23 protein-coding genes and 1 tRNA gene are annotated in these 24,554 nt (G+C 68.8%); 8 read left to right on the top strand and 16 right to left on the bottom strand.

Features of this window, described 5'->3' with window-relative positions; translation table 11 throughout:
* Positions 1-10 precede the first annotated feature (10 nt).
* The 6 genes from LVY72_RS08435 to LVY72_RS08410 form a co-directional block, all read right to left on the bottom strand.
* Positions 11-793, bottom strand: coding sequence for an ABC transporter permease (locus tag LVY72_RS08435; protein WP_237819651.1), 783 nt, complete (start codon positions 791-793; stop codon positions 11-13).
* Positions 790-1,644, bottom strand: coding sequence for an ABC transporter permease (locus LVY72_RS08430; protein ID WP_237819649.1), 855 nt, complete (start codon positions 1,642-1,644; stop codon positions 790-792). Before LVY72_RS08430 ends, LVY72_RS08435 begins: the two co-directional genes overlap by 4 nt.
* Entirely contained in the window at positions 1,641-2,624 is a 984-nt protein-coding gene (locus LVY72_RS08425) for an ABC transporter substrate-binding protein (protein WP_237819647.1), read from the bottom strand. The genes LVY72_RS08430 and LVY72_RS08425 overlap by 4 nt, the downstream gene beginning before the upstream one ends.
* A gap of 299 nt (positions 2,625-2,923) precedes the next feature.
* Positions 2,924-3,085: a hypothetical protein gene (locus tag LVY72_RS08420; RefSeq protein WP_237819645.1), complete on the bottom strand. Its 162-nt coding sequence runs from the start codon at positions 3,083-3,085 to the stop codon at positions 2,924-2,926.
* The gene (locus LVY72_RS08415; RefSeq protein ID WP_237819643.1) at positions 3,082-4,050 is read right to left on the bottom strand and encodes a lantibiotic dehydratase C-terminal domain-containing protein; all 969 of its coding nucleotides are present in this window, start codon (positions 4,048-4,050) and stop codon (positions 3,082-3,084) included. The genes LVY72_RS08420 and LVY72_RS08415 overlap by 4 nt, the downstream gene beginning before the upstream one ends.
* A 104-nt stretch (positions 4,051-4,154) precedes the next feature.
* On the bottom strand, positions 4,155-4,316 hold the full coding sequence (locus tag LVY72_RS08410; RefSeq protein ID WP_237819641.1) for a hypothetical protein: 162 nt from the start codon (positions 4,314-4,316) through the stop codon (positions 4,155-4,157).
* A gap of 385 nt (positions 4,317-4,701) precedes the next feature.
* Between LVY72_RS08410 and LVY72_RS08405 the strand changes: the two genes are divergently transcribed.
* Together LVY72_RS08405 and LVY72_RS08400 are read left to right on the top strand one after the other, a co-directional pair.
* Entirely contained in the window at positions 4,702-5,673 is a 972-nt protein-coding gene (locus LVY72_RS08405) for a helix-turn-helix transcriptional regulator (protein ID WP_237819639.1), read from the top strand.
* A 68-nt stretch (positions 5,674-5,741) separates the two neighbouring features.
* Positions 5,742-7,013: an aminotransferase-like domain-containing protein gene (locus LVY72_RS08400; RefSeq protein ID WP_237819637.1), complete on the top strand. Its 1,272-nt coding sequence runs from the start codon at positions 5,742-5,744 to the stop codon at positions 7,011-7,013.
* Between the two features lie 29 nt (positions 7,014-7,042).
* Here the strand turns inward: LVY72_RS08400 and LVY72_RS08395 are convergent, their stop codons facing one another.
* The 6 genes from LVY72_RS08395 to hisC form a co-directional block, all read right to left on the bottom strand.
* Positions 7,043-7,261: a hypothetical protein gene (locus LVY72_RS08395; RefSeq protein ID WP_237819635.1), complete on the bottom strand. Its 219-nt coding sequence runs from the start codon at positions 7,259-7,261 to the stop codon at positions 7,043-7,045.
* Between the two features lie 29 nt (positions 7,262-7,290).
* A complete protein-coding gene (rraA, locus tag LVY72_RS08390; RefSeq protein ID WP_237819633.1) occupies positions 7,291-7,773 on the bottom strand; it encodes a ribonuclease E activity regulator RraA in 483 nt (160 codons plus the stop codon).
* Positions 7,774-7,858: 85 nt separating this feature from the next.
* Positions 7,859-9,367 carry a dihydrolipoamide acetyltransferase family protein gene (locus LVY72_RS08385; protein WP_237819631.1) on the bottom strand — a complete coding sequence of 503 codons (1,509 nt, stop codon included), beginning with the start codon at positions 9,365-9,367 and terminating at the stop codon, positions 7,859-7,861.
* A gap of 21 nt (positions 9,368-9,388) precedes the next feature.
* Positions 9,389-10,363, bottom strand: coding sequence for an alpha-ketoacid dehydrogenase subunit beta (locus LVY72_RS08380; protein ID WP_237819629.1), 975 nt, complete (start codon positions 10,361-10,363; stop codon positions 9,389-9,391).
* Positions 10,363-11,547, bottom strand: a complete 1,185-nt coding sequence (pdhA, locus tag LVY72_RS08375; RefSeq protein WP_237819627.1) for a pyruvate dehydrogenase (acetyl-transferring) E1 component subunit alpha — start codon at positions 11,545-11,547, stop codon at positions 10,363-10,365. Before pdhA ends, LVY72_RS08380 begins: the two co-directional genes overlap by 1 nt.
* Before the next feature lie 178 nt (positions 11,548-11,725).
* A complete protein-coding gene (gene hisC, locus LVY72_RS08370) occupies positions 11,726-12,901 on the bottom strand; it encodes a histidinol-phosphate transaminase (RefSeq protein WP_237819625.1) in 1,176 nt (391 codons plus the stop codon).
* Between the two features lie 61 nt (positions 12,902-12,962).
* Here hisC and LVY72_RS08365 point away from each other — a divergent pair, with 61 nt between their 5' ends.
* The 4 genes from LVY72_RS08365 (at position 12,963) to LVY72_RS08350 (ending at position 18,759) form a co-directional block, all read left to right on the top strand.
* Positions 12,963-13,367 (top strand): phage holin family protein, encoded by a 405-nt coding sequence (locus LVY72_RS08365; protein ID WP_237819623.1) that lies wholly within the window; start codon positions 12,963-12,965, stop codon positions 13,365-13,367.
* 168 nt (positions 13,368-13,535) lie between these two features.
* Positions 13,536-14,951, top strand: a complete 1,416-nt coding sequence (locus LVY72_RS08360) for an MFS transporter (RefSeq protein ID WP_269092319.1) — start codon at positions 13,536-13,538, stop codon at positions 14,949-14,951.
* Positions 14,948-17,149: a molybdopterin oxidoreductase family protein gene (locus LVY72_RS08355; protein ID WP_372463686.1), complete on the top strand. Its 2,202-nt coding sequence runs from the start codon at positions 14,948-14,950 to the stop codon at positions 17,147-17,149. Before LVY72_RS08360 ends, LVY72_RS08355 begins: the two co-directional genes overlap by 4 nt.
* Complete coding sequence (locus tag LVY72_RS08350) at positions 17,146-18,759, top strand: FAD-dependent oxidoreductase (protein ID WP_237819619.1); 1,614 nt, start codon at positions 17,146-17,148, stop codon at positions 18,757-18,759. Before LVY72_RS08355 ends, LVY72_RS08350 begins: the two co-directional genes overlap by 4 nt.
* Here LVY72_RS08350 and LVY72_RS08345 read toward each other — a convergent pair.
* Positions 18,730-20,232, bottom strand: coding sequence for a hypothetical protein (locus LVY72_RS08345; protein WP_237819617.1), 1,503 nt, complete (start codon positions 20,230-20,232; stop codon positions 18,730-18,732). The genes LVY72_RS08350 and LVY72_RS08345 overlap by 30 nt on opposite strands.
* Positions 20,229-20,528: a hypothetical protein gene (locus LVY72_RS08340; RefSeq protein ID WP_237819615.1), complete on the bottom strand. Its 300-nt coding sequence runs from the start codon at positions 20,526-20,528 to the stop codon at positions 20,229-20,231. Before LVY72_RS08340 ends, LVY72_RS08345 begins: the two co-directional genes overlap by 4 nt.
* Positions 20,529-20,685: 157 nt before the next feature.
* Here LVY72_RS08340 and purB point away from each other — a divergent pair, with 157 nt between their 5' ends.
* Entirely contained in the window at positions 20,686-22,101 is a 1,416-nt protein-coding gene (gene purB / locus LVY72_RS08335; protein ID WP_237819612.1) for an adenylosuccinate lyase, read from the top strand.
* A 168-nt stretch (positions 22,102-22,269) separates the two neighbouring features.
* Positions 22,270-22,343: transfer RNA gene (locus LVY72_RS08330), tRNA-Met, on the top strand.
* 111 nt (positions 22,344-22,454) lie between these two features.
* Here the strand turns inward: LVY72_RS08330 and LVY72_RS08325 are convergent.
* The gene (locus LVY72_RS08325; RefSeq protein WP_237819610.1) at positions 22,455-24,248 is read right to left on the bottom strand and encodes an alkaline phosphatase family protein; all 1,794 of its coding nucleotides are present in this window, start codon (positions 24,246-24,248) and stop codon (positions 22,455-22,457) included.
* Positions 24,245-24,526: a phage holin family protein gene (locus LVY72_RS08320; RefSeq protein WP_237819608.1), complete on the bottom strand. Its 282-nt coding sequence runs from the start codon at positions 24,524-24,526 to the stop codon at positions 24,245-24,247. Before LVY72_RS08320 ends, LVY72_RS08325 begins: the two co-directional genes overlap by 4 nt.
* Between the last annotated feature and the right edge of the window lie 28 nt (positions 24,527-24,554).

Raw genomic sequence — 24,554 nt, 5'->3', positions numbered from 1 at the left:
GTCGGTGGTTTCAGACTGCATTTTCTACCTCTCGCAGGCCGTGGTACCAGCGCAGGATGCGGCGCTCGGTGAATTGGAAGATGAAGGACATGGCCACCCCGATCAGGCCCAGGATCACGATGCCGGACCACATTTCGGGGATGGCAAAGGAGCGCTGGAACTGCACGATAGTGAAGCCGAGCCCGGAGGACGAAGCGAACATTTCCGAGATGACCATCAGGATCAGGCCGATCGACAGGCACTGGCGCACCCCGGCCATGATCTGCGGGCCGGCCGAGGGCAGCACCAGGTAGCGCACCCGGGCGGCCCCGGTGATCCCGTAGGTGTGGGACGAGTCCGAAAGCACCGGATCGATCGCGCGCACGCCCTCGATGGTGTTCAGCAGCACCGGCCAGATGCAGCCGGAGATGATCACAACCACCTTCATCGAGTCCGTGATGCCCATCAGCAGCATCAGCACCGGCACCAGTACCGGCGGCGGCACAGCCCGGAAGAACTCCAGCACCGGCTCGGTCAAGGCCCGCAGCCACTTCACCGAACCGATCAGCAGCCCCGCCACGATGCCCAGCACGATGGCGGCAACCACCCCCACCACCAGCCGGCCGAGGCTCGGCAGCACGTCCGAGACAATCCGTTCCCCGAACCAAGTCTCGGCGAAGGTGGAGAGCAGCGTCCCGGGGGTCGGGACGAAGAAATTCTTCGCCCCCAGCGTCGCGGCCCACCAGATCAGGACCAGGACCGCCGGCAGCCCGACGGCGTACAGGAGGGCCTTGAGAATATTGGCCGGTTTCACACGATCACCTCGGAGCGCACGGAGGAGTGCCAGGACAGGGTCTTGCGCTCAATGAACCGCATGACCAGGTTGATCAGTACCCCGATCAGGCCGGTGGCCAGGACCAGGGCGTACATGCCGGAGATGGCCCCGCCGGACTGCGCCAGCGCGATCTCCCGGCCCAGGCCCGGAGAGCCGATCACCAGTTCGGCGGTGATCGCCAGGATCAGCGCCACCGAGGCGGCCAGGCGCACCCCGGTCATCAGGTACGGCAGCGCCGTCGGGAACACCACATAGCGCACCCGGGCGGCCGTGCCCAGCCCGTAGGACCGCGCGGTCTGCATCGCGACGTTGTCCACGTCCGCGACGCCGTAGAGGACCTGGATGAACACCTGCCAGAACGAGGCGTACACAATGAGCATCAGGGAGGACTCGATCTTCACCCCGAACAGCAGCACGGCCAGCGGAATCAGCGCCACCGAGGGAATCGGCCGCAGGAACTCCACGGTGGAGTTGGTCAGCTTCCGCAGGACGGACGAGGACCCGATGACGAAGCCGAGCGCCACCGCCAGCACGATCGCCATGAGCAGGCCCAGGAACCAGGCCAGCATCGTCTCGCCGACGGCCGCCCAGAACGCGGTCAGCCCGAAATCGCGGCCCAGTGCGGCAATGACTTCCGAAGCCGGGGGCAGGAACCGGGCCTCGATAATGCCTGCGCGCGGGATCAGTTCCCACACCAGCAGGAAGCCAAGAATGCCCGCGAGGCCCAGCAACTGCTTGACCGGCCACTTTCTGGCCGGCTTCCGGACCGCCCTGTGCTGCCCGCTGCCGGAGGCAGCGGATCCGGAAGTGGTTACCACCGGGGCGCTCATGGCAGCAGCTGGTCCAGGTTCGGGGTCTGGGACAGGGTGCCGTACTTGGCGGCGGCCTCGCCCAGCTTGGTGGCCGCAGCCTTATTGAACTCGGCGCGGTAGCGCGGGAGGGTCATCTTGTCCCGTGTCGCTGCGTCGATCTTGGTGTAGGTGCCCACGATGTCGCGTACCTCCTGTGGGTTGTCCTGCGCGTATTCCAGCGACTTGTTCATGGCCTTGGTGAACTTCTCCACCAGGGCCGGGTCATTGGCCACGGTGTCGCCGGTGGTGAAGTAGCCGGCGATGTCCAGTTCCGGATCGAAATCGGCGAAGTTGTAGGTGATGACCCGGGCGCCCTTTTCCACCGCGGAGCTCAGGAACGGCTCCAGGATCCAGGCGGCGTCGACCTGCTTGTTCTCCAGCGCCGCGGGAGCATCCGGGAAGGCGACCTCGACGAAGTCCACGCTCTTGGGATCTCCGCCGTCGGCCTCGACTACGGAACTGATGGTGGTGTCGCCGATGTTCGAAAGGTTGTTGACCGACACTTTCTTGCCCGCCAGGTCCTTGGGCGACTTGATGTCCGAATCCGCCGGCACGACGACCGCACCGATGTCCTTCTTCGTGTCGCCGGTGCTGGAGGCGCCGTTGGCCACGAACTTCAGGTCCAGGCCCTTGTCCTTGGCCACCATGACCGAAACCAGGTTGGAGAAGGCGAAGTCGAAGCTGCCGCTGACCACGCCCGGAACGATCGCCGCGCCGCCGGTTGCGGTCTGGATGTCAAGGTCCAGTCCTTCTTCCTTGAAGAAGCCTTTGGATTCGCCGAGCCAGATGGGCGCGGTATCCACAATCGGGATGACACCGACGGTGATCTTGGTCAGATTGCCGCCGGCCCCCGCGGACGGGGCCGGTGCAGAGCCTGCGCCGCTCGGGGATCCCGAGCCGCAGGCCGACAGCGCCAGTACCGATGCCGCGGCCGCCAGCACAGTCAATGCACGTTTCATTAGAGCTCCTTATATCCAGCAGCCGGCCTTGCCGGCTGCCCCGTTCGCTGATCGAACAGATGTCCAGAACTCACTGTCGCGGACTTGCGCGTGTGAGGTCAAACACATCAATCGATCGTTATTCACACGATACTCAAAAAACTTAATAATCACCATAGTTGTGAGTATCAACTATTTTGGTCCGCCGCCAAGGCTCCGGCGGGGCGGGGCCCGCCGGACAAAAAGAACTGGCCGGAACCGTTGGGGGGAGTTCCGGCCAGTGGCTTATGAAATTTTCCGATGGCGTGCTGCCTGCGCCGTTACTGCCAGGAATGATCCGCCCAGGCCGCGTCGCGCGAATACTCGTCGCCACGCAGGTTCAGCAGGTCGGCATCCTGTCCATGGGTACCCAGCACCGCCGGCGCCTCCATGGCGGCGCCCTGATCTGCCGTCTCCGGCACGGTCCCGTTCATTGAGCTCATCGTTCCCTCTTCTCCAGCAGGAAAGACTCGACTTCCGGAGTCCAGCCCCGGGCGTAGATGCCGAGGGAGGCTTCCTCCCAGGCACTGAAGCCCAGCCGGTTGACCATCAGGTGCGACTGGCTGAACGTCAGATGCTGCGCGCTTCTGCTCGTCCGGGCCTTGTCTGCCCGGTAGAGGTAGGTGTCAATGGCTCGGGTCCACCGCCGCCGCCAGTTCTGCACGCTGCTCTCGGCCGCGGTTGCCGCCATCAGCCGGTGCATCGGAGCGGTGCGGGACGCCAGGCCCGCCGCCAATCCGTCCCGGGCCTTCGCGCCATTGCGGCCCAGTTCCGCCGTCGACGCGCGCAGGTGGTTGTCCCAGCAGTAGTCCCAGGACAGCCGCGTCCGGTCCGGCCACTGGGCGGCACGGGTGCCGTGGGACATGGCCCAGGCCGCGTCCGACAGCAGCAGGGCAGCCAGGGCAGAGCGCCCCTGGCGCTTGCTGAACCGCTGGGTGGCCCACACGGCCAGCTCCGAGGAGAGCTCGAACACCTCCTCGGCCAGGGCCAGGCCTTCGGGTCCGCCGAAACGGTCCAGCTCGGCCTCCTGCACTTCCTGCAGCTCCACGCCGGCGGCCACGGCAGCCGACGCGTCATGCAGCGGCGACAGGACATAATGCTGTTCGGTGGTGGCCCCGGCCAGGGACCTGGTCCGGTTCCTGGCCGCCAGTTCGAACCGCCTGAGGCTGTCGAGACTGGAGCGGCAACCCAGGAACCGGACCTTCACGTGGGGCCCCGTCCGGCCGTCATGCTGGCTGAAGTACCAGCGTCCCACGCCTTCGCGGCGCGCGTGGGCCACCAATGGCGTAACCAGTTCTCCTATGACGGCTTCGGCCTCGTCCTGTCTAGCCGTGTAAATAGACAGGACCCACCAGTATGGTTCGAGGCCGAGCGACTCGGACGTGCGGATGGCTGTCAGCTGGCTCATGCGCTGCTCCTAACAAGGCTCGCTGGTGGGTTGGGGGAGGGGAAGACCGGCCGCCCCTGGTTACAGGTTCAGCAGCATGGCTTCCGGACGGGGCAGCTTAGGGTTTACCAGTCCCAGGCCCGGGCGGCGAGGATGATGCCGGAAGGCGCCTTGGCCGGCTGGACAGTGGTCTGGCTGCCGGCATCGGCGGCGACTGCCGGAGTGGAGGCAGCCAGGGCGCCCAATGCAACCAGCAGGCCGGCGGTGGTGCATGCAATCTTTTTCAACACGTCTATCCCCTTATGAGTGTCTGAGACTTGAGGCGGGCGGCTAACCCGGCACCTCCAGAATTCCGCCGCCTGCCGGGTATGTCCAGCCGCTCCCGGGGCAACTTCAGGACATGCCCGGTAGAGGACTTTCGGCGCTGTCTGACCACTTGGTGCCAGCCGCTGCAGACGGCTTCCTTCCTTGTCGTGATGCGGATTTTTAGGATTTCAAGCATGATTGGCAGCCTCACTCCGCACCATGGCATGATCCTGCCATGGCATAGAGTTGCCATAGAAAATCGGGCGCGGTCCAGCCCGGCACGCCGCTAGAGTGGTGGTGGTTCCGGCCATGACGGCGCTGCCACGCCCGCCATGCAAGGATGGATTTGCCGGAAGGGGGTTTTCGATGATCAGCACCACGGCCTTCGAGCTGTACCAGTATGCGGTGACCCATCCAGGCTGGTCCCGCGAGGACGCCTCGACCGCGCTCGGCTACACCCTGCGCGATCTGGACAGGGCGATCGAGGAGCTGGCGGGCCGACGGCTCTTCCAACTTCCGGCCGACGGCGCGGACCACATGGTCGCCATCTCCCCCGACGTCGCGCTGTCCCAGCTGGTCGAGGCAGACGAACGGCTGCTGATCGACCTGCGCACCAAGATCGGCAGCCACCGCGCCGACATGGCCGCCCTGGTGCCGGCCTATGTCGCCGCACGCAGGAAGATCGCGATGGATTCGGGTGTGGAGGTGCTGGAGGACCCGGTGGTCATCCGCAACCTGCTGATCGACTACGGCCGGGACGTCGGCGAACAGGTCCTGATCGCCCAGCCTGCCGCGTCCACAGCGGACGTCCACCACGAAGGCATCCAGAAGGACCTGGAACTGCTGCAGCGCGGAGTGGTGCGCAAGAACCTGTACAACGCCAGCACGCTCGACCACGTGCCGACCCGCAAGGCAGTGGCCGCCACCGCACCGGCCGGCCTGGAATACCGCACGCTCACCTACGTTCCGCTGAAACTGATGATCTTCGACCGGAGCCTGGCGCTGGTCGGCCGCCAGCATCACCCCGGAGACCGGGCGGCCCTGGTGGTGCGCGACGCCAGCCTGATCAACATCTTCACGCACCTGTTCAACGTCGGCTGGGATCTGGCCTCCCCCTACCCCTGGCTGGACGAGGACGACGGCGGCACCGGCCTTACCAGTGTCCAGGCGGCGGTGCTTCAGGGCATGGCAGCGGGATACTCCGACGAGGTGATCTCCCGCCGGCTGAACATCAGCGTCCGCACCTGCCGCCGGCACATTGCGTGGATGCTGGAGGAGCTGGGCGCGGACAGCCGCTTCCAAGCCGCCCTCAAGGCCCGGGACCGGGGCTGGGTCTAGGGCCCGCACCCGGAGCGATAGAAAACAGCTGTTGCCTGACAGGCAACCTATCAGGCTATTCTGTGTGGATGGCTTCTCCGGATACGCCCTTGGTCCCCGCCGACGATGTCGAGGTCGCGCTGGAGCGCGCCGTCGCCGCCCGCCGCCACGCGCACCTTTTTGCCGAACGTGCAGCCGGCATCAAGCAGTCCGCCGTACGGGACGTTTTCGACATCTCCATGCGTCCCGGCCTGGTCTCGCTGGCCGGCGGCAATCCGTTCCTGCAGTCCCTGCCGCTGGAGAAGCTCGGCGCGCTGGCCTACCAGCTGATTACCGAGCAGGGCCTGGTTGCCCTGCAGTACGGCGCCGGCCAAGGCACACCTGAGCTGCGCCGGCAGATCTGCGAGGTGATGGCCGAGGAAGGCATCACGGATGCCGACCCGGCCAACGTCATCGTCACCGTCGGTTCGCAGTCGGCCCAGGACATCGCCTGCAAGGTCTTCTGCAATCCGGGCGATGTGGTGCTGTGCGAGGACCCGACCTACGTGGGCGCACTGAACACTTTCGAGGCCTACCAGGTGCGGGCCGAGCCGGTGGCCACGGACGAGGACGGCCTGGTGCCCGAGGCACTGGAACGCCGGATCGCCGAACTGCGCGCGGCCGGCGCCAACGTCAAGTTCCTCTACACGATCCCCAGCTTCAACAATCCCTCGGGGATCACCATGGCGGCCGGGCGGCGGCAGCGGATCGTCGAAATCTGCCGGACGGCCGACGTGCTTGTGCTCGAGGACAACCCCTACGGGCTGCTGCGCTTCGACGGGCGGCCAATGCGCCCGCTGCGTGCCGGGAATCCCGACGACGTGATCTACCTGGGGTCGTTCTCCAAGATCCTCGCCCCGGGCCTGCGCCTCGGCTGGGCCCTGGTGCCTGCCCACCTGCAGCGGCGCTTCTACCTGGCCAGCGAATCCGTGACGCTCTGCCCGCCGACGCTGAACCAGATGCTGGTCTCCGGCTACCTGGCCGGGCATGACTGGCGCGGCCAGATCGCCACATACCGCGGACTGTATGCCGAACGCTGCGCCGCCATGCTGGCCGCGCTCGATGAATTCATGCCGGCAGGGATCAGCTGGACCAGACCCGACGGCGGCTTCTTCGTCTGGGTGTCGCTGCCCGGGCACGTGGATACCTATCCCCTGCTGCACCGGGCGATCGACGCCGGGGTCGTCTTCATCCCCGGCGCCGCGTTCTCGCCGTCGGACCGCCCGTCCAGCAAGCTCCGGCTGGCGTTCAGCGCCGTCTCGGCCGACAGCATCCGCGAAGGCGTCCGCCGGCTGGCGCCGGTGCTGCAGGCTGCCATCTGATCCGGACGCACAGCGCCCGTGGGAGCTTCCTAGCGTTTGCGGACGTACTTTCCGTAGGCGTACCGGCCGCCGAAATACAACGCCAGCACCAGGATGATCCGCAGCAGTCCGTTCATGGTCGGGAACATAAAGACCAGCACGAAGCTCAGCAGCAGGACGCACAGCGTCCCCCACAAGGTGCCGCGCCAGTCGATCCGCGGCAGGCCGCCGTCGTTCCTCGGAGGCCGCTGCGGCCGGTAGTCGCTCATGGTCCTAGTCAACCACGGCCGGATACCGTTCAGTATTCAACCAGGATGCCGTCCGGATCGGCGTAGAGCATGGCGCCGGGACGGAAGACGACGCCGTCGATCTGAAGCACCACGTCCACTTCGCCGGCGCCGGCCTTGGCGCTCTTGCGCGGATTGCTGCCCAGGGCCTTGACCCCCAGCGGCAGCCCGGCAAGCGCCGTCCGGTCACGCACGGCACCATGGATCACGACTCCCGCCCAGCCGTTCTCCACCGCCGCGGCGGCAATCATGTCCCCCATCAGCGCGGTGGTCAGCAGCCCGCCGCCGTCCACCACCAGCACGGCCCCGTGGCCGGCCGAATTCAGCACCGCCTTGACCAGGCCGTTGTCCTCGCGGCAGCGCACGGTACGCACTGGGCCGCTGAAGCTCTGCCGGCCGCCCAGGTCCTGGAACTGCAGGCACACGGACTGCAGTTCGTCACCGCGCGCGTCGTAAAGGTCGGCCGTTGCGGTCAGGGCATCGGGTTCAGTCACGGATAGGCTCCTCCTCGCCACGGAGCCCAGCCTACCGCGCCGCACCTTCCCACCGTTCGGCGGCGTGTCGGACAGCAAGGAACAGCTAATCCAGCAGCAGGGCGGGTTCCTCCATGATGGCGGCGACGTCGGCCATGAAGCGGGCGGACAGGTCGCCGTCGACCACGCGGTGGTCGAAGGAACCGCCCAGCGTGGTGATCCAGCGCGGAATGACCTCGCCGTCCAGCACCCAGGGCTTCTGTTTGATCGTGCCGAAGGCCACGATCGCCACCTCGCCCGGGTTGATGATCGGGGTGCCGGTATCGATGCCCAGCGCGCCGATATTGGTGATGGTCAAGGTGCCGTCCTGCATCTCGGCCGGCTGCGTCTTGCCCTCCCGGGCCCGGGCGGCCAGCTGGTTCAGCGCCATGGCCAGCTCTTTCAGCGACAGGTTCTGCGCATCCTTGATGTTGGGCACCAGCAGGCCGCGCGGCGTGGCCGCCGCGATGCCCAGGTTCATGTAGTGGTGGACCAGGATTTCGTCACCGTCCGGGCCGGAGGCCCAGGTGGCGTTCACGGACGGGTTGCGCGCGGCGGCCCAGATCACGGCCTTGGCCAGGATCAGCAGCGGGGACACCTTGATGCCCTCGAAGTCCCGGCTGGCCTTGAGCCGCTTGACGAACTCCATGGTGCGGGAGGCGTCCACATCCACGAAGATGCTCACGTGCGGGGCGCTGAAGGCGGACTTGACCATGTTCTGCGCGGTGATCTTGCGGATGCCCTTCACCGGGATCCGTTCGATCCGCCGGGCCTGCGGGTCGAGGCCCGGCGTCCAGAACTGCTCCGCGGCGTCGACTTCGGCGTCGCGCTGGGCCTGGTAGCTGAGCAGGTCCTGCTTGGTGACCTCGCCGCCGCGGCCGGTGGCCGTGACGTCGGCCAGGTCGATGCCCAGGTCCTTGGCGGCCTTGCGCACCGGAGGCTTGGCCAGCACCCGGGTGATCAGCCGGCTGACCGCGGCCTGCATCGTCTCGCCCCGCTGCTGCGGTGCCTTGGCGCCGGGCAGGGCCTCGTCCGCCACCGGCGTCGCGCCGTCGAGGGTGGGAGCCGGCGGGACATGCGTTGCCTGGCCGTGCGGGGCCGGCAGGTGGACCTCGGGTGCGGCCGGGGCCTGCGGCGCGGGCCGGCCGGGGAGGTGCAGCGAGGGCAGGGTCAGCGGCCGGCGGGGCCGGCGCTTGACCGCATCGGCCTTCGGCCCGGAGCCGACCAGCGGCTCGGCGGCGGGGCCGGACTCCGCGTTCGACGACGGCGCTGCCGCCTTGCCGGCCGGTTTCGGCGCCTTGCCCGCCGGCTTTGCTGCCTTGCCGGGCGCGCCGGCGGCGGACACGGCAATGATGGGCGTGCCGACGTCGACAGTACGCCCCTCGGGCACCAGCAGCTCGGCCACCACGCCTTCGAAGGGGCTCGGCAGCTCAACGAGGGATTTGGCGGTCTCAATCTCCACAAGCACGTCGTTGACGGCCACAGCGTCCCCCGGCTTGACCTTCCAGGAAACGATTTCGGCCTCGGTCAGGCCTTCGCCGACGTCGGGCAGCTTGAAAATCTGGGTGTTCGGCATGGTGTCCTCCTAGGAATCGGCTCAGTAGGCCAGCGAGCGGTCCAGCGCCTCGAGGACCTTGTCGATGTCCGGCAGGTAATGCTCCTCCACCTTGGCCACCGGGTAGGGCATGTGGAAGCCGCCGACCCGGATCACGGGCGCCTCCAGGCTCAGGAACGCCCGTTCGCTGATCCGGGCGGCAATTTCGCCACCGATGCCGCCGAAGGTCGGGGCCTCGTGTGCCACGACCAGCCGTCCGGTCTTGTGCACCGACGTCGTGACGGTGTCGAAGTCAATCGGGCTGATCGAGCGCAGGTCGATGACCTCCACGCTGCGGCCTTCCTCGGCCGCAGCCTCGGCCGCGGCCAGCGCCACCGGCACCAGCGGGCCGTAGGCCACGATCGTGGCGTCCGTCCCTTCACGCAGCACCTGCGCGGTAAACGGGTCCAGGCCGGGGTTGGCGGTGTCCACCTCGCCCTTGAGCCAGTAGCGCCGCTTCGGCTCGAACACGATCACCGGGTCATTGCTGGCCACGGCCTGCTGGATCATCCAGTAGGCGTCGTGCGGGTTCGAGGGGGTGATGATGCGCAGCCCCGCGGTATGGGCAAAGAGCGCTTCCGGGGACTCCGAGTGGTGCTCGATGGAGCCGATGCCGCCGCCGTAGGGGATGCGGATGACCACCGGAGCGCTCAACATCCCGGAACTGCGGGCATGGATCTTGGCCAGCTGGGTGGTGATCTGGTTGAAGGCCGGAAATACGAAGCCGTCGAACTGGATCTCGCACACCGTCCGGTAGCCGCGGAAGGCCAGGCCGATCGCGGTACCGACGATGCCGGATTCGGCCAGCGGGCTGTCCACCACCCGGTCCGGGCCGAAGTCGGCCTGCAGTCCATCGGTGACGCGGTACACGCCGCCGAGCTTGCCGATGTCCTCGCCCATCAGCAGGACCTTCGGGTCCCCGGCCAGCGCCGCGCGTAGGCCCTCGTTGATGGCCTTGGCAATAGTCATCGTCACCATTAGCGCGTCTCCCCCGCAGTGTGTCCGGCTTCGGCGTCGGCGAAGCCTGCCTCATACTGTTTGAACCAGGCCAGCTCCTCGGCCACGAGCGGGTGCGGATCGGCGTAGACGGTGTTGAAACTGTCCTCCATGGCCGGGCCTTCCATGGCCAGCACCGCGCTGCGGATCTGCTTGGCAAAAGCGTCCGACTCCACCTGCAGCGCGGCGAAGAATGCATCGTCGGCGAGACCGGCGGAGCGCAGGTGTTTCTCCAGCCGGAGCAGCGGGTCCTTGCGCCGCCAGGCGTCTTCCTCGGCGGTGACCCGGTACTTCGTCGGATCGTCCGCCGTGGTATGGGCACCGACCCGGTAGGTGAAAGCCTCGATCAGCACCGGCCCCTGACCGGAAGCGGCGTGCTCGAGGGCCCACTTCGTGACTGCATGGACGGCAAGCACATCGTTGCCGTCCACCCGGATGCCGGGGAAACCGTAGCCGCTGGCCCGGTTGGCCAGCGGAATCCGGGATTGGACTTCGGTGGGCACCGAGATGGCCCAGTGGTTGTTCTGGCAGAAGAACACCACGGGGGCATTGTTCGAGGCGGCGAAAACCATCGACTCGTGCACATCCCCCTCAGAGCTGGCGCCGTCGCCGAAGTAGGCGATACTGACGGCGTCGGCGCCGTCGCGCTGGATGCCCATCGCGTAGCCGACGGCATGCAGCGTTTGGGCGGCCAGCACCAGTGTGTAGAGGTGGAAGTTGTTCTGTCTGGGATCCCAGCCGCCGTTGGAAATCCCGCGGAACTGGCGCAGCAGATCAGCCAGGTCCACGTTGCGGGTCAGCGCCACACCGTGCTCCCGGTAGGTCGGAAACGCGTAGTCCTGCGGCCGAAGAGCACGGCCCGAACCGATCTGGGCAGCCTCCTGCCCCTGCAGCGGGGGCCACAGCGCGAGCTCTCCCTGGCGCTGCAGGGCCGTCGCCTCGATATCGAAACGGCGGATGATGAACATGTCCCGGTACAGCGCGCGCAGTGCTTCGCCGTCCAGGTCCGCCACATACCGGCTGTAGGCCGGGTCCTCGCGGAGCACGCCCTCGGCATCGAGCAGCTGCACCATATCCGGTTCCTCGCCGGACCCGGCCAAGGCGCCCAGGGTCTGCCCCGGATCCTCGATCTCAAATTCCGTCGTGGGCAGATGCTCAGGGCCCATGCGAACTCCTCCCCGCCTTCGCTCGGCGCTTGCTATATTCCCCGGCCGGAATGCATTCCGACTAGGGCATATATCTGAATCGTTACGTGTCAAGAGTACCGGCAGCGCGGACCCGCCGGCGCCATGTGACAGCGCCGGCGGAGCGTTCCGGCCGTGCGTTGCTCCGCCGGCACAGCGGTCAGGAGACCGCCTGCACCTTCGCGTAGGCCGCGCACAATTGAAGGAAGCGCGTGTTCGCCTCGACCTCGCCGATGCTGACCCGCACGCCGTCGCCGGCGAAGGCCCGGACCGAAAGCGCCTCCTTGCCGGCGAACTCGGCGAAGACCTGGGCATTCTCGCCCAAGGGCAGCCAGACGAAGTTCGCCTGCGTCTGGGGAATCTTCCAGCCCAGTTCCTTCAGTCCCGCGACCACCCGTTCGCGCTCGTCCACCAGGCTCTGCACCCGCTCCTTGACCTGGCCGTAGTGGCGCAGCGAGGTGATCGCCGCATGCTCGGCGATACTCGAGACGGCAAACGGGGTCGCCGCCACACGCAGGTACTGCGTGATGGCCGGCCTGGACACCGAATAGCCCACCCGAAGGCCGGCCAGGCCGTGCGCCTTGGAGAAGGTGCGCAGCACCACCACGTTCGGGTACTTCTTGTACATCGCGATCCCGTCCACCACCTCCGGGTCCCGGACGAATTCCGTGTACGCCTCGTCGATCACGACAATGACATTGCCCGGGACCGAAGCCAGGAAGCCCTCGACCTGGGCAGTGGTCAGGGCGGGGCCGGTCGGGTTGTTCGGGGTGCACAGCAGGATGACCCGGGTCCGGTCCGTGACGGCCGCGGCCATCGCCTCCAGATCATGGCTGCCGTCCGCCCGGTTGGGAACCTGGACGCTGCGCGCCCCGGCCAGTCCGACCATGATCGGGTAGGCCTCGAAGGAACGCCAGGGGTAGACCACCTCGTCGGCGGCGCCGTCGTCGTCCTGGCCGGCAAAGGTCTGCAGGATCTGCACCAGGGCCCCCAGGCTGCCCGCGCCGGTGACGATGTCGTCGGCCGGCACATCCAGGAAGGACGCCAGTTCGGTGCGCAGCGCCGTGGACAGCGGGTCCGGGTAGCGCATGATGTCGGTCTGGGCATTAATCGCCTCGAGCACGGCCGGGATCGGGGGCAACGGATTCTCGTTGGAGGACAGCTTGTACGCCTGCAGGCCCTCGATGGCGGCGGGAGGCTTACCCGCAGCGTACTTGGGCAGGCGGCCGAGCACGCTGCGCGGAGTGATTTCGACGTCGTTGTCTACTGCCGCGCCAGCTTCGGTGCCTGCGGCCTGACCCGCAGCTTCATTGATGGGGTTCTCAGTGGAAGTCATGCGTTAAAGGATACGTGCGGCCAAAACCGTGTGTGTCCACCCGATATGCCACCATGTAGGCATGACCTTCGTCCTCCGGGTGCTCATCAATGCGCTGGCCCTTTGGGTGGCCGCCTGGCTGCTGCCAGGGATCGAAATCGAAGCCTCGGCCGCCGGCGGGGTGGCCGGCGGCAACCACACGGTGGCCGTGGTGCTGGGCTACATCTTCATTGGCGCGATCTTCGGGCTGGTGAACGCCGTCGTCAGGCCGGTAGTCGCTTTCCTCTCCCTGCCGTTGACCATCCTGACCCTGGGCATCTTCACCGTCATCATCAATGCCGCCATGCTGATGCTCACCGCCTGGATCTCCAGCTACACGCCGGTGCATTTCGACGTGGATTCCTTCTTCTGGGACGCCATCCTCGGCGCGCTGATCATCAGTGTGGTCTCGATCGTGGCCAGCGTCTTCACCGGCGGACGCCGTTAAGGAGTGGGTTCCTCGGAACCCGCTCTAGGGATCCTCACCATCTCACCGCTCCTGCCGGGAGCGGTTATGCACGATTGATCCATTCGTAACCGGCCGCCGCAACAACCGAAACACGCGCTGCCTAACGTTTCTTCCACCGGGTGAACCACCGACCCCTGGAGGATTCCGTTGAGCATTGACCAGAGCACCCACACCAGCCACGCCCCGCAGCCCGCACCGGCCGCGACCGGTCCGGCCCGCCTCCGGCAGCGGCCCGGCCGTTGGATCGACAACTGGGATCCGGAGGACCGCGGGTTCTGGGAGGGAACCGGACGGGCGATGGCCCGGGTGAACCTGCGGTGGTCGATCTTCTGCGAGTTCCTCGGTTTCGTGGTCTGGCAGCTGTGGTCCATCGTCGCGGTCCAGCTGCCCGCGGCCGGTTTCGACCTGGGCAGCTCCCAGATCTTCTGGCTCATTTCCATGCCGAGCCTGGTCGGTGCCACGCTGCGGATCCCCTACACCTTCATGGTGCCGAAGTTCGGCGGCCGCAACTGGACGATCATCTCGGCGCTGCTGCTGCTCATCCCCGCCGTCGGCCTGGCCGTGTGCACCGCGAACCCGGAGACACCGTTCGGCGTGCTGCTGCTGATGGCCGGCCTCGCCGGCTTCGGCGGCGGCAACTTCGCCAGCTCGATGGCGAACATCACCTACTTCTACCCGGCGTCCGAAAAGGGCTACGCGCTGGGGCTGAACGCCGCGGGCGGCAACCTGGGCGCCGCCGTCGCCCAGTTGGTGGTGCCGCTGGCCATCACCCTCGGCGCCGCCGGCACCCTGAACCTGCCGCTGGCCGGGCTGATCTGGGTGCCGCTGATCCTGCTTGCCGTGTGGGGCGCCCGCCGGTTCATGCACAATCTCTCCCACGCCAAGGGCGATGTCGCCGGTTCGCTGGCCGCGCTGCGCGAACCGCACCTGTGGATCATGTCGCTGCTCTACATCGGCACCTTCGGCTCCTTCATCGGCTTCTCCGGTGTCTTCCCCAAACTGATCAAGGACGTCTTCCCCGACTTCTCCGCCTTCGCCGTCGGCTCGGCCGCGCTGTCCCTGGCCTTCCTCGGCCCGCTGGTCGGCTCGCTGGCCCGGCCGCTCGGCGGCAAACTGGCCGACCGCTTCGGCGGCGCCCGGATGACGGTGGCCTCCTTCGCCGTCATGGCCGTGATCGCCCTGGCCGTGGTGTGGACCCTGCCGGCGGCCAACTTCTGGCTCTTCCTGGTCCTGTTCCTGGTCCTGTTCACCGCCAGCGGCTTCGGCAACGGAGCCACCTACCGGATGATCCCGCGCATCTTCGCGATCCGCGGCCAGCAAGCCGGCCCGGACCGCGGCGGCGTCGACGGCCAGCGCAAGTCCTCGGCCGCGCTGGGCCTGATCTCGGCCATCGGCGCATACGGCGGCTTCGTCATCCCGCAGGTGCTCAACGCCTCCAACACGGCCACCGGCAGCTACGACGGCGCGTTCTACGGCTTCGTCGGCGCCTACGCCCTGATGCTGGTGCTGGCCTGGTTCTGCTACCTGCGGCCGGGCAGCAGGATGGCCCAGGGTGGGGTCTGAGCATGGCTACGCACACGCACTGCCCCTATTGCGCCCTGCAGTGCGCCATGCGGCTGGCTCCGGCCGGCCGCATGGCCGTCCCCGCGGGCACGGCGTCCGCCGTCGCTGAAACCGGCACAACGGCCGCCGGGCCTGCTCCCGCTGGAACCGTCCTGGAAGCCGCCGGCCGGGACTTCCCCACCAACCGGGGCGGCCTTTGCCGCAAGGGCTGGACCTCCCCGACCCTGCTGAACTCCCCGGAACGGCTCACCACCCCGCTGCTGCGCGGTGCCGACGGGGAACTGCATCCGGTGGGCTGGGACGCGGCCCTGGACCGGGCGGCCGGCGCCGTGCGCGCGGCCTGGGCAGCGTACGGCACGGACGCCGTCGGGGTCTTCGGCAGCGGCGGGCTGACCAATGAAAAGGCGTACCAGCTCGGCAAGTTCGCCCGGCTGGCCCTGCGCACCTCGCGGATCGACTACAACGGGCGGTTCTGCATGTCCTCCGCGGCTGCGGCAGGCAACCGGGCGTTCGGTCTGGACCGCGGACTGCCCTTCCCGCTGGCCGACCTGGACAACGCGCACACGGTCCTGCTCCTGGGGTCCAACGTCGCGGACACCATGCCGCCGTTCGTGGCGCACCTGCAGGGCACCCGGGACGCCGGCGGGCTGATCGTGGTGGATCCGCGGCGCTCGGCGACCGCCGCGCTCACGGGCGGCGGGACTGGACTGCACCTGCAGCCGTCGCCGGGAACCGACCTGGCCTTGCTGCTGGGCATTGCCCATGTGGTGGTGCAGGAAGGACTCGCCGACAAGGAATTCATCCAACGGCGCACCGCAGGCTACCGGTCCGTGGCCCGCAGCCTCAACGCCTGGTGGCCCGAGCGTGTCCAGGCCGTCACCGGAGTGCCCGCCGAACTGGTCCGCGAGACTGCCCGGCGGCTGGCCGAGGGCGCCCGCCGGGCCCGTGCCGGGCTGACCGCCGGCGGCAGCTATATCCTGACCGGCCGCGGCGTCGAACAGCACGTGGACGGAACCGATACCGCCACCGCAGCGATCAACCTCAGCCTGTTGCTCGGACTGCCCGGGACAACCCACAGCGGCTACGGCACGCTGACCGGACAGGGCAACGGACAGGGCGGACGCGAGCACGGGCAGAAGTCCGACCAGCTGCCCGGCTACCGCAAGATCACCGATCCGGCGGCCCGCGAGCACGTGGCCGCGGTCTGGGGCATCGCCCCGGACCAGCTTCCCGGTCCCGGCCTGCCGGCGGTGGAACTGCTGAAGTCCCTGGGCCGGCCCGGCGGTGTCCGCTGCCTCTTCGTGCATGGCTCGAACATCGCCGTCTCCGCGCCCGACGCCGGCCGCGTGCTGGCGGGACTGCGGAGCCTGGACTTCCTGATGGTGGCGGACTTCGTCCTGTCGGAGACCGCCGCCGAGGCGGACCTGGTCCTTCCGGTGCTGCAGTGGGCGGAGGAGGAAGGCACGATGACCAACCTCGAGGGAAGGGTCCTGCGCCGACGCCGGGCGGTGACCCCGCCCGAGGGCGCCCGCTCCGAACTGTGGATCATGCAGGAGCTGGCGGCACGGCTCGGGGCACCGTCCATGTTCAGCGACAATCCGGAAACCATCTTCGAGGAACTGCGGCGGGCCTCGGCCGGCGGACCTGCGGACTACTCCGGCATCGACTACGGGATCCTGGACGATGACAGCGTTCCGGCCTACTGGCCGTTCCCCGCCGGCTCGGCCGGCACGCCGCGGCTCTTCCTCGAGGCATTTGCCCATGCGGACGGCCGGGCCCGCTTCACCGCGGTGTCGCCGGGCGACACCGCGGACGCGCTGCACCGCCCGGGTGAACTCACGCTCGTCACCGGCCGGCTGCTCGAGCATTACCAGTCCGGGGCCCAGACCCGGAGGGTGGCCGAGCTCTCCGCCGCCCAGCCCGAGCCCCGGCTCCAGCTGCATCCGGCCACGGCGTTGCCGCTGGGCATCGGCAACGGGGACATGGCCGAGATCAGCAACCACCGGGGGACGGTCAGGGCCCGCGCAGAATTGAGCACCGATATCCGGCCGGACACCGTCTTCCTGCCCTTCCACTTCGCCGGCGAACAGAGCGCCAACCTGCTGACCCAGGCCGCGACGGACCCGGTGTCCGGGATGCCGGAATTCAAGACCAGCGCCGTGCAGGTGCGCGTGCTGGAGAAAGCAGGTTCCCGGTGAATCACCAAGCCCCCGAACGGATTGCCGTTGTCGGATTCGGGCCGGTAGCCGCCCGGCTGGTCGACGAACTGCTGCCCGCCGTCCGCGCCGGCCGCGTGCTGCTCACCGTCATCGGCAGCGAATCCGCCCCTGCCTACAACCGGGTCCTGGTGGCCGACCTGGGCGTCGGGCGGACCACGCCCGAAGACATCGAGCTCGCGGACGCCGACGAGCTGCGCGCCGCGGGGGTCAATGTCCGGCTGGGGCGCACGGTCCGCCGGATCGACCGCCCGAGGCGGCGGATCGAACTCGACGACGGCTCGCACGACCCCTATGACCGGCTGGTGCTGGCCACCGGCGCCGGCGCCATCGTGCCCACCCTCACCGGCCTGAACCCGGATCCCGCGGCGGTTCATCTGCTGCCGCCCGGCGTCACGGCGCTGCGGGACCTGGCCGATGCGGCCCGGCTGCGCGAGACGGTGCACCGCGGCGGGCATGTGATCGTGCTCGGCGGGGGCATCCTCGGCATCGAGGCGGCGCTGGCTGCCGCGGAGGAAGGCGCCCGGGTAACCGTGGTCCACAACGGCGACCGGCCGCTGGCCCGCAACATCGACCACGGCGGAGGAAAAACCTTGGCCAGGACCCTGCGCGCGGCGGGCATCGACCTGGTGTCCGGTGCGCGTTCCACCGGTGTCCGTTTCCTGCCCCAGGCCGGCGGACGGCACCGCTTCGAGGCCTTGGAGCTCGAGGACGGCCGCCGCATCGACGGCGACCTGCTGCTGCTTTCCTGTGGCATCCGGCCGCGCACCGGCCTGGCCGAAGGCGCCGGACTGCCGGTGGCCAAGGGCATCCTGGTCAGCCACCGGCTGGAGGCGGACAAGGAAGGCACCATCTTCGCCATCGGCGACTGCGCCGAAGTCCGTTGCACCGATCCTGCCTGCGCCGGCTGCTCCGGTCCGGGCGGCGGGCCGGCCGGACTCATCGGGCCCGGCTGGCGGCAGGCAGAATGGTTGGCCCGGCGCCTCGTTCCGCAGGATCCTTCCGCTGCCGGTACGGGCGGAGCCGATGGAGCGCCGGCGCAACTGGCGGCCGAAAGGCCGGGCGTGATGCTGCTGAAGGCCCGGAACGTGGACATGGCTTCGGCCGGCGCCGTCGAAGCCGAACTATGGGATGACGAGGTGGGCAGCGGCGGCTGCGGGGGCACCATACCGCCGCGGCAGGTGGCCCAGTGGGCGGATCCCGAACACGGCCGGTACGTCAAGATGGTTACCCGCGGCGGCGTGCTGGAGGGCCTGGTCTGCGTGGGCATGCCGCGGACGGCTGCCGAACTGGTGCTGCTGTACGAGCGCGGGTCCGAACTGCCCGCGGACCGGACGGCCCTGTTCCGACTCGATGCAGCCGAGCAGTTGCCGGATTTGTCCGGGCCGGCCGATCCGGCAGCGTCGCTGTGCCGGTGCACCGGGGCCACCCATGGACAGGTCCAGGAGGCGGTGGCCGGCGGCTGCCACTCCCCCGGCGCCGTCGGCGACGCGACGCGGGCGGGCACCGGCTGCGGCGGCTGCCGGAGCCGGATTGTGGACATGATCGAGGCCCACCTGCAGTCAGCCGGGGCGGCCACCGGCACCTCCTGAGGTCGGTGGCATCATCCCCGGGCGGGCCGCCGCCGGTCCCGGCGGCAGGGCCGGAGGGGCCGGCGGGGCCGGAGGGGCCGGCGGGGCCGGCTGCCGGGTCAGTTGGAACAGCTGCCGCCGGGCAGTGCCGCCAGCGAGCGCCGTGCTGAGGACCGCGGCTGAATCCGCGACGGAAACGTCAGGGCTGCGCTCAAGCGTCCGGGCTCCGGCCAGGTAGTTGGCGAAGTTGTGGCCGGGTCCGAGACCGGCATCCTCGCCCTCGGGCGTGGCCACCTTACCGGTCAATGTGACCGTGACCCGGTCCCGGTTGTCCGGGTTCGGCACGGCATCGGCGCCGGGCACCCAGTCCTGCCGGTGCTCCAGGTGCAGGCTCGCCACCCCCGGTGCGGCCGGCCGGTCCCCCACCGGCGAACCCGCGGTGAGGACATACCGCACGGGGTGCCGGGCCAGGAACCGCCGGTCGCCGGCCAGGTTCATGGCGTGGATCCCGCCTTGGCTGTAGCCGGCCAGGAGAACCGGCTCCCCGGCCTGCGCACCGGCCTCGTCCAGCGCCTGGGACACTGCCCCCGCTACGAACCTGCTGTCCGCGGCCATGGCCTCGGCTACCCCGGTTTCGTCAAAGGGGTTGGCTGTTGCCGCTGCTCCCCCGCTTGCCTGGGTCCCGGGCAGCGCCACCACCCAACTGCTGCGGCCGTCCCGGTGTACTTCCACCACTTCGATGTACCCCGGACCGGCCTGCTCTGCCGCGGCGGCACGGGCCAGCAAGCCCGCCGGGGTCGGCGGCAGCACCACGGCGGCCGCGGGCCCGGCGCGCGCAACCGTGATCGGTGCGGCCCGCAGCAGCCCGGCGGCGTTGGCCGAGGCGACCAGCGCCGATGCCAGCCGGCCCGATTCGGAGCCCCCGCCGGCACCGCCGTGGCGGACATCCCGCAAGAGGAGCGTTGCGAAGGCCGGCGGCAGTCCCAGCAGCACCGCCAATGCCGCGGGCCCGTGGTCCAGCAGGCGTTCGGCACCCTCCCGGGTGGGCCGGCCTTCGTTCGCCAGTGCGCCCAAGGGCGCGGTGAGCCACCAGGTGGAGCTGTCCACGGCCCGCATTCCGGCGCGCACCGCCTCGTCGGCGACGCGGTAGATGGCGTACGCCCGGCGGACGCTGTCCGAGAGCTCCCGGATTCGCCGGCCTGCCTCCGCCACCGCAGTCCAGGCTCCGAGCACCGTCAACCGGACGGCGAACCAGCCGGGTACCGTGGCCAGAGTGCCGTCGAGAAGCTGCCCCTCCACCTCCGCGGCCTCCGCGCGGAGCTGTTCCGCCCGGACAGCGATGGCCTCGAGCCGGGCGGCGGCGTCCTGGAGTTCCTCCCATTGGAAGGCGGCACCGCCGAGGCCGCCGGACACCGTGTAGCCGGGGTAGCTGGTGGAGCCAAAGCGGTTCTCCCACCAGCGGGCAGGCGCCGGATACCAGTCCTCACCGGTCATCGGAACGGCAGGCTCTGGGCCAGGGCCTGTTCCGCGGCCTCGCCGAAGGCAGCGACCTGGCCCGCTGCCGCACGGAGGCTGTCCGCGGCGTCGTCCATCCGCAGCCGCCGGACGGCCAGCGTCTGCCGGAACGCCTCGCCTGCGCGGGATTCCCAAGAGACCAGTTCCAGCTGCGCCAGCGAACCATTCAGTTCCAGCAGCCGGGCCTCGCAGTCGAGCAACCGCTGCGCCAGCAGCCGGACCTCGCGGCCGGCGGCAGCGGCCAGGACGGCTGGCCCCGTCGTGAAGAAATCCATCCGAGATGCTCCTTCTCCCCGCCATCGACGCTACCTGCGCAGCCACCCTGCCGGCAGGTAAGCGGACCCCGGATGTGCGCAACCGGTCCCGCCGGCAGGCTGTGGAGGGCGGATCCCGCCGCGGGCCGGCCGCGGCGGGCATGAAAGAATAAGGGCCATGGCTGAACATCACCGCGTCCTACTGGCAGACGTCTCCCCCACAATCGCCCTCGGCCCGCTGGATGGCCGCTACCACGGCGCCGTCGCCCCGCTGGTGGACTTCCTCTCCGAAGCCGCACTGAACCGTGACCGCGTGCATGTGGAAGTCGAGTGGCTGATCCACCTGACCAACAACTCCGTGCTCCCGGGCGCCGGCCCGCTCAGCGCCGAGCAGCAGGCCGCGCTGCGCCGCATCGTCACCGATTTCGACGGCAACTCCGTGCGCGAACTGGCCGACATCGAAGCCGTGACCGTGCACGACGTCAAAGCCGTGGAGTACTACATCGGCAGCCGGCTGCCGGACATTGGCATCGGCCAGCTCAAGGCCCTGGTCCACTTCGGCTGCACGTCCGAGGACATCAACAACCTTTCCTACGCCGTGGGGGTCAAGGGAGCGGTCGAAAAGGTCTGGCTGCCGGCCGCCCGCGACCTGGTGGCCCAGCTGGCCGCCATGGCCGAGGCCAACCGCGACGTACCGATGCTGTCGCGCACCCACGGCCAGCCGGCCACTCCCACCACGCTCGGCAAGGAACTCGCCGTCGTCGTGCACCGGCTCACCCGTCAGCTGGACCGGATCGGCCGCACCGAATACCTGGGCAAGATCAACGGCGCCACCGGCACCTACGCCGCGCACTACGCCTCGGTCCCCACAGCCGACTGGCAGGACGTCGCCAAGAGCTTCGTGGAGCACCTGGGCCTGACCTGGAACCCGCTGACCACGCAGATCGAATCGCACGACTGGCAGGCCGAGCTGTACGCGGACGTCGCACGCTTCAACCGCATTCTGCACAATCTCTGCACCGACATCTGGAGCTACATCTCCATCGGCTATTTCGTCCAGATCCCGGTCGAAGGCGCCACCGGGTCCTCCACCATGCCGCACAAGGTCAACCCGATCCGCTTCGAGAACGCCGAGGCGAACCTGGAAATCTCCAACGGCCTGCTGGACACGCTGGCGGCCACCCTGGTCACCTCCCGCTGGCAGCGCGACCTCACGGACTCCTCCTCGCAGCGCAACATCGGCGTCGCCTTTGGGCACTCGCTGCTGGCCATCTCCAACGTCGCCAAGGGCCTGGACCGCCTGGACGTAGCCACGGACGTGCTCGCCGCAGACCTGGACCAGAACTGGGAGGTGCTCGGCGAGGCCATCCAGATGGTCATGCGCGCCGAAGCGATCGCCGGGGTTCCGGGCATGGAGAATCCGTACGAGCGGCTCAAGGACCTGACCCGCGGCCACCGGGTGGATGCCGCGCGCATGAAGGAGTTCGTCTCCGGGCTCGGTCTGTCCGCCGAAGCGGAGGCGCGGCTGCTCGCGCTGACCCCGGGCAGTTACCACGGCATTGCCGGCCAACTGGTGGACCACCTCGGCAAGTAGGCTGTCCCGCCGGGCACAGGACGACGACGGCGGGAGCCTGGGTTTCGCGGCCCCAGGCTCCCGCCGTCGTGCTTTGCCGCGGCGGACGGTTGCAGGCACCTGCCGGATGTGACTATGGACACCAAATTCGTGCTTTGGACACCCGACGGTCTAGAGTCGTTAACACGCCGCGGGGTGGAGCAGTTCGGTAGCTCGCTGGGCTCATAACCCAGAGGTCAGAGGTTCAAATCCTCTCCCCGCAACGAAAAGGCCCCCCGACCGGGCGAGAACGTCCGGTCGGGGGGCCTTCGCAATCTCCGGCCCCTGTGCCGCTACCCATGCGTCCGGTGCAAGGGCAGACGGTCTGCGGCCTCCTAGTCCCCCAGCCCTCCGGGGCTACGCATCTGAGCCCCGGGCGGGACCGGCGGGGCCTCGTCCTGAACCAGATGCCGCCGTTGGCCCAACTGCTCCAGCATCCGTACCAGGTGCCCGTGCAACTGCACTGCACCGACAATCCGGACGTCGGCCGGCAGCAGGTCTACCGGCGCCACGAGCATGCCCCGGTTCTGCCAGCCGCCCAGCCCGCCATGGGACCCCACCAGGTCCTCGAAGGCCACGACTTCCAGCGTCGAAGGATCGCAGGCGCTGTTGACGTAGATATCGGGCGCCTCCTTCATCGCGGTCACGGCGGCAATCAGGGGCGCCGCATCGTTGCCGAAGGGTTCGAGCGGATCCGCGCCGTCGACCTGATGATCGGCGAGCCGGTGCGTTCCCCCCGCTCCGAGGACAACGGGACCGGCGGTCCTGCTCAGGACCGCAACGAAACCGACCCCGGGATGGGAAACGAGCCCCGGCAGGAGCGCCGGGTAGCGTTCCTGGATGTCCTCCATCAGGAGCCGCTCCGGCTCCATCAGGTAGACAAGGCCGAGATTCCCCGAGCCCAGCACCATGGTGCCGGTGCCAGTCGCGGCGGCAGCACTTTCAGCCTCGGCCTGGCGGCCCAGCCGGCCGCTGACGTTCCGAACCGTCCGCTGCGATCCCTTGCCTGCGCCGGCCAGATCCCCCACCAGCGCCTGCGCCCGGCCAAGGCTCTCCACGTTCTTATCGATTTCCACCACGGACTCGTTTATCAGCGCAGCGCACACGCCGCCCAGGTCGGTGCCGTACCGCTCGGCGAAGGTGGCACCGATCGACTGCCCATGGTCGGAGAGCACGACCAAGTGGTACCGGCGCGGCGCCTTGCCTGCCACCTGTTCGAGCATCGCCAGCACCCGGTCGAGGGCCTCCAGCGGCGCGAGCGACTCCAGCCTTGCGCCGCCGGCATGGTGGGCGACTTCGTCATAGTCCACATAGTCGACGTAGATGCTCTTGGTGCCGCGCATCATTTCGTTCGCAACCACTGCCGTGTTGATGTCCCGCAGCAGTCCGTTGCTGATCGCACGGAGCCCGGCGAACGTCCAGGAGCGCTCCACCCGCGGCACGACGTCGCGGAGCCGCTGCCGGCGGGCCTGGAAACGTTCCCGGGCCACCTCCGCGAGGGTGCGGGAAAAGCTGCGGGCAAAACCTTCGGGACGCAGCACGAACCGCCCGAAGGCGCGCCTGGTCTCGCGGGATCCGCGGGCCAGCTGGATCTTGCTCATCACCATGGAGCTGCGCGGCGCGTCACCGGAAAACAGATTGGACACCGAGATGCCGTCGTCCGCCAGCAGCCCCCGTCCCGTGCTGGCACGCTGTTCGATGACCGCTGCGTCGGCCGGACGGTTGGCCACCAGCAGGCGGCCCAGTTCACGGTCGTACCAGCGGAACGCGGGGATCCGGTCACAGGTACCGTGCAGGATGCCCTGCTGGCTGGCCGGAGTCGTGGAGGGCAGCTGTACCGTCCACTCCTGCAGGCGGTGGGACCCGGACCGGACCCACCGGCGCAGCGTCGGCATTGTTCCGGATTGAAGGGCCCACTGCATGACCGGATAGGGCACCCCGTCCAGCTGGACGAAGACCATGCCGTCGATCTCCGGATCGGCCACGGCGGCGGGCCGGTCCGTCAAGCGGCGCAAGGCCACGCTGAACGCGTCCGAGGTGCCGGCGGTCAACAGCCAGGACAGCAGCGTGCCGACGGCGGACGCAATCCACGCAGCCGCCAGCGTCGCCCAGAACGAGGTGGAATTCACCCCGGCACCACCCATAGGGCCACCTGCATGACCACGGCCTGACCTACCAGGGCCATCAGCCCCACGGCGATCCAGCCGACGGCGGCGGCCAGTTCGGCCAGAACCGGCCGGATCAGCACGCCCACGAGGCCGGTGACCGCCGAGACCGCGAGCAGGGACAGGAAGCCGCCGGTCGTTTCCACCCCGGGCAACAGCAGGACGGCAACGCCGAGGGCCACCGCAGAAATCAGCCACGCCACAACAAGGCGCAGGAGATCTGCCACGCGGATACGGCTCACATACCCAGCATCGGCCGCAGGCGCCGAC

The organism is Arthrobacter hankyongi (genome assembly GCF_022012395.1).
Taxonomy (GTDB): domain Bacteria; phylum Actinomycetota; class Actinomycetes; order Actinomycetales; family Micrococcaceae; genus Crystallibacter; species Crystallibacter hankyongi.
This window is presented reverse-complemented; position numbering and strand designations above follow the sequence as displayed.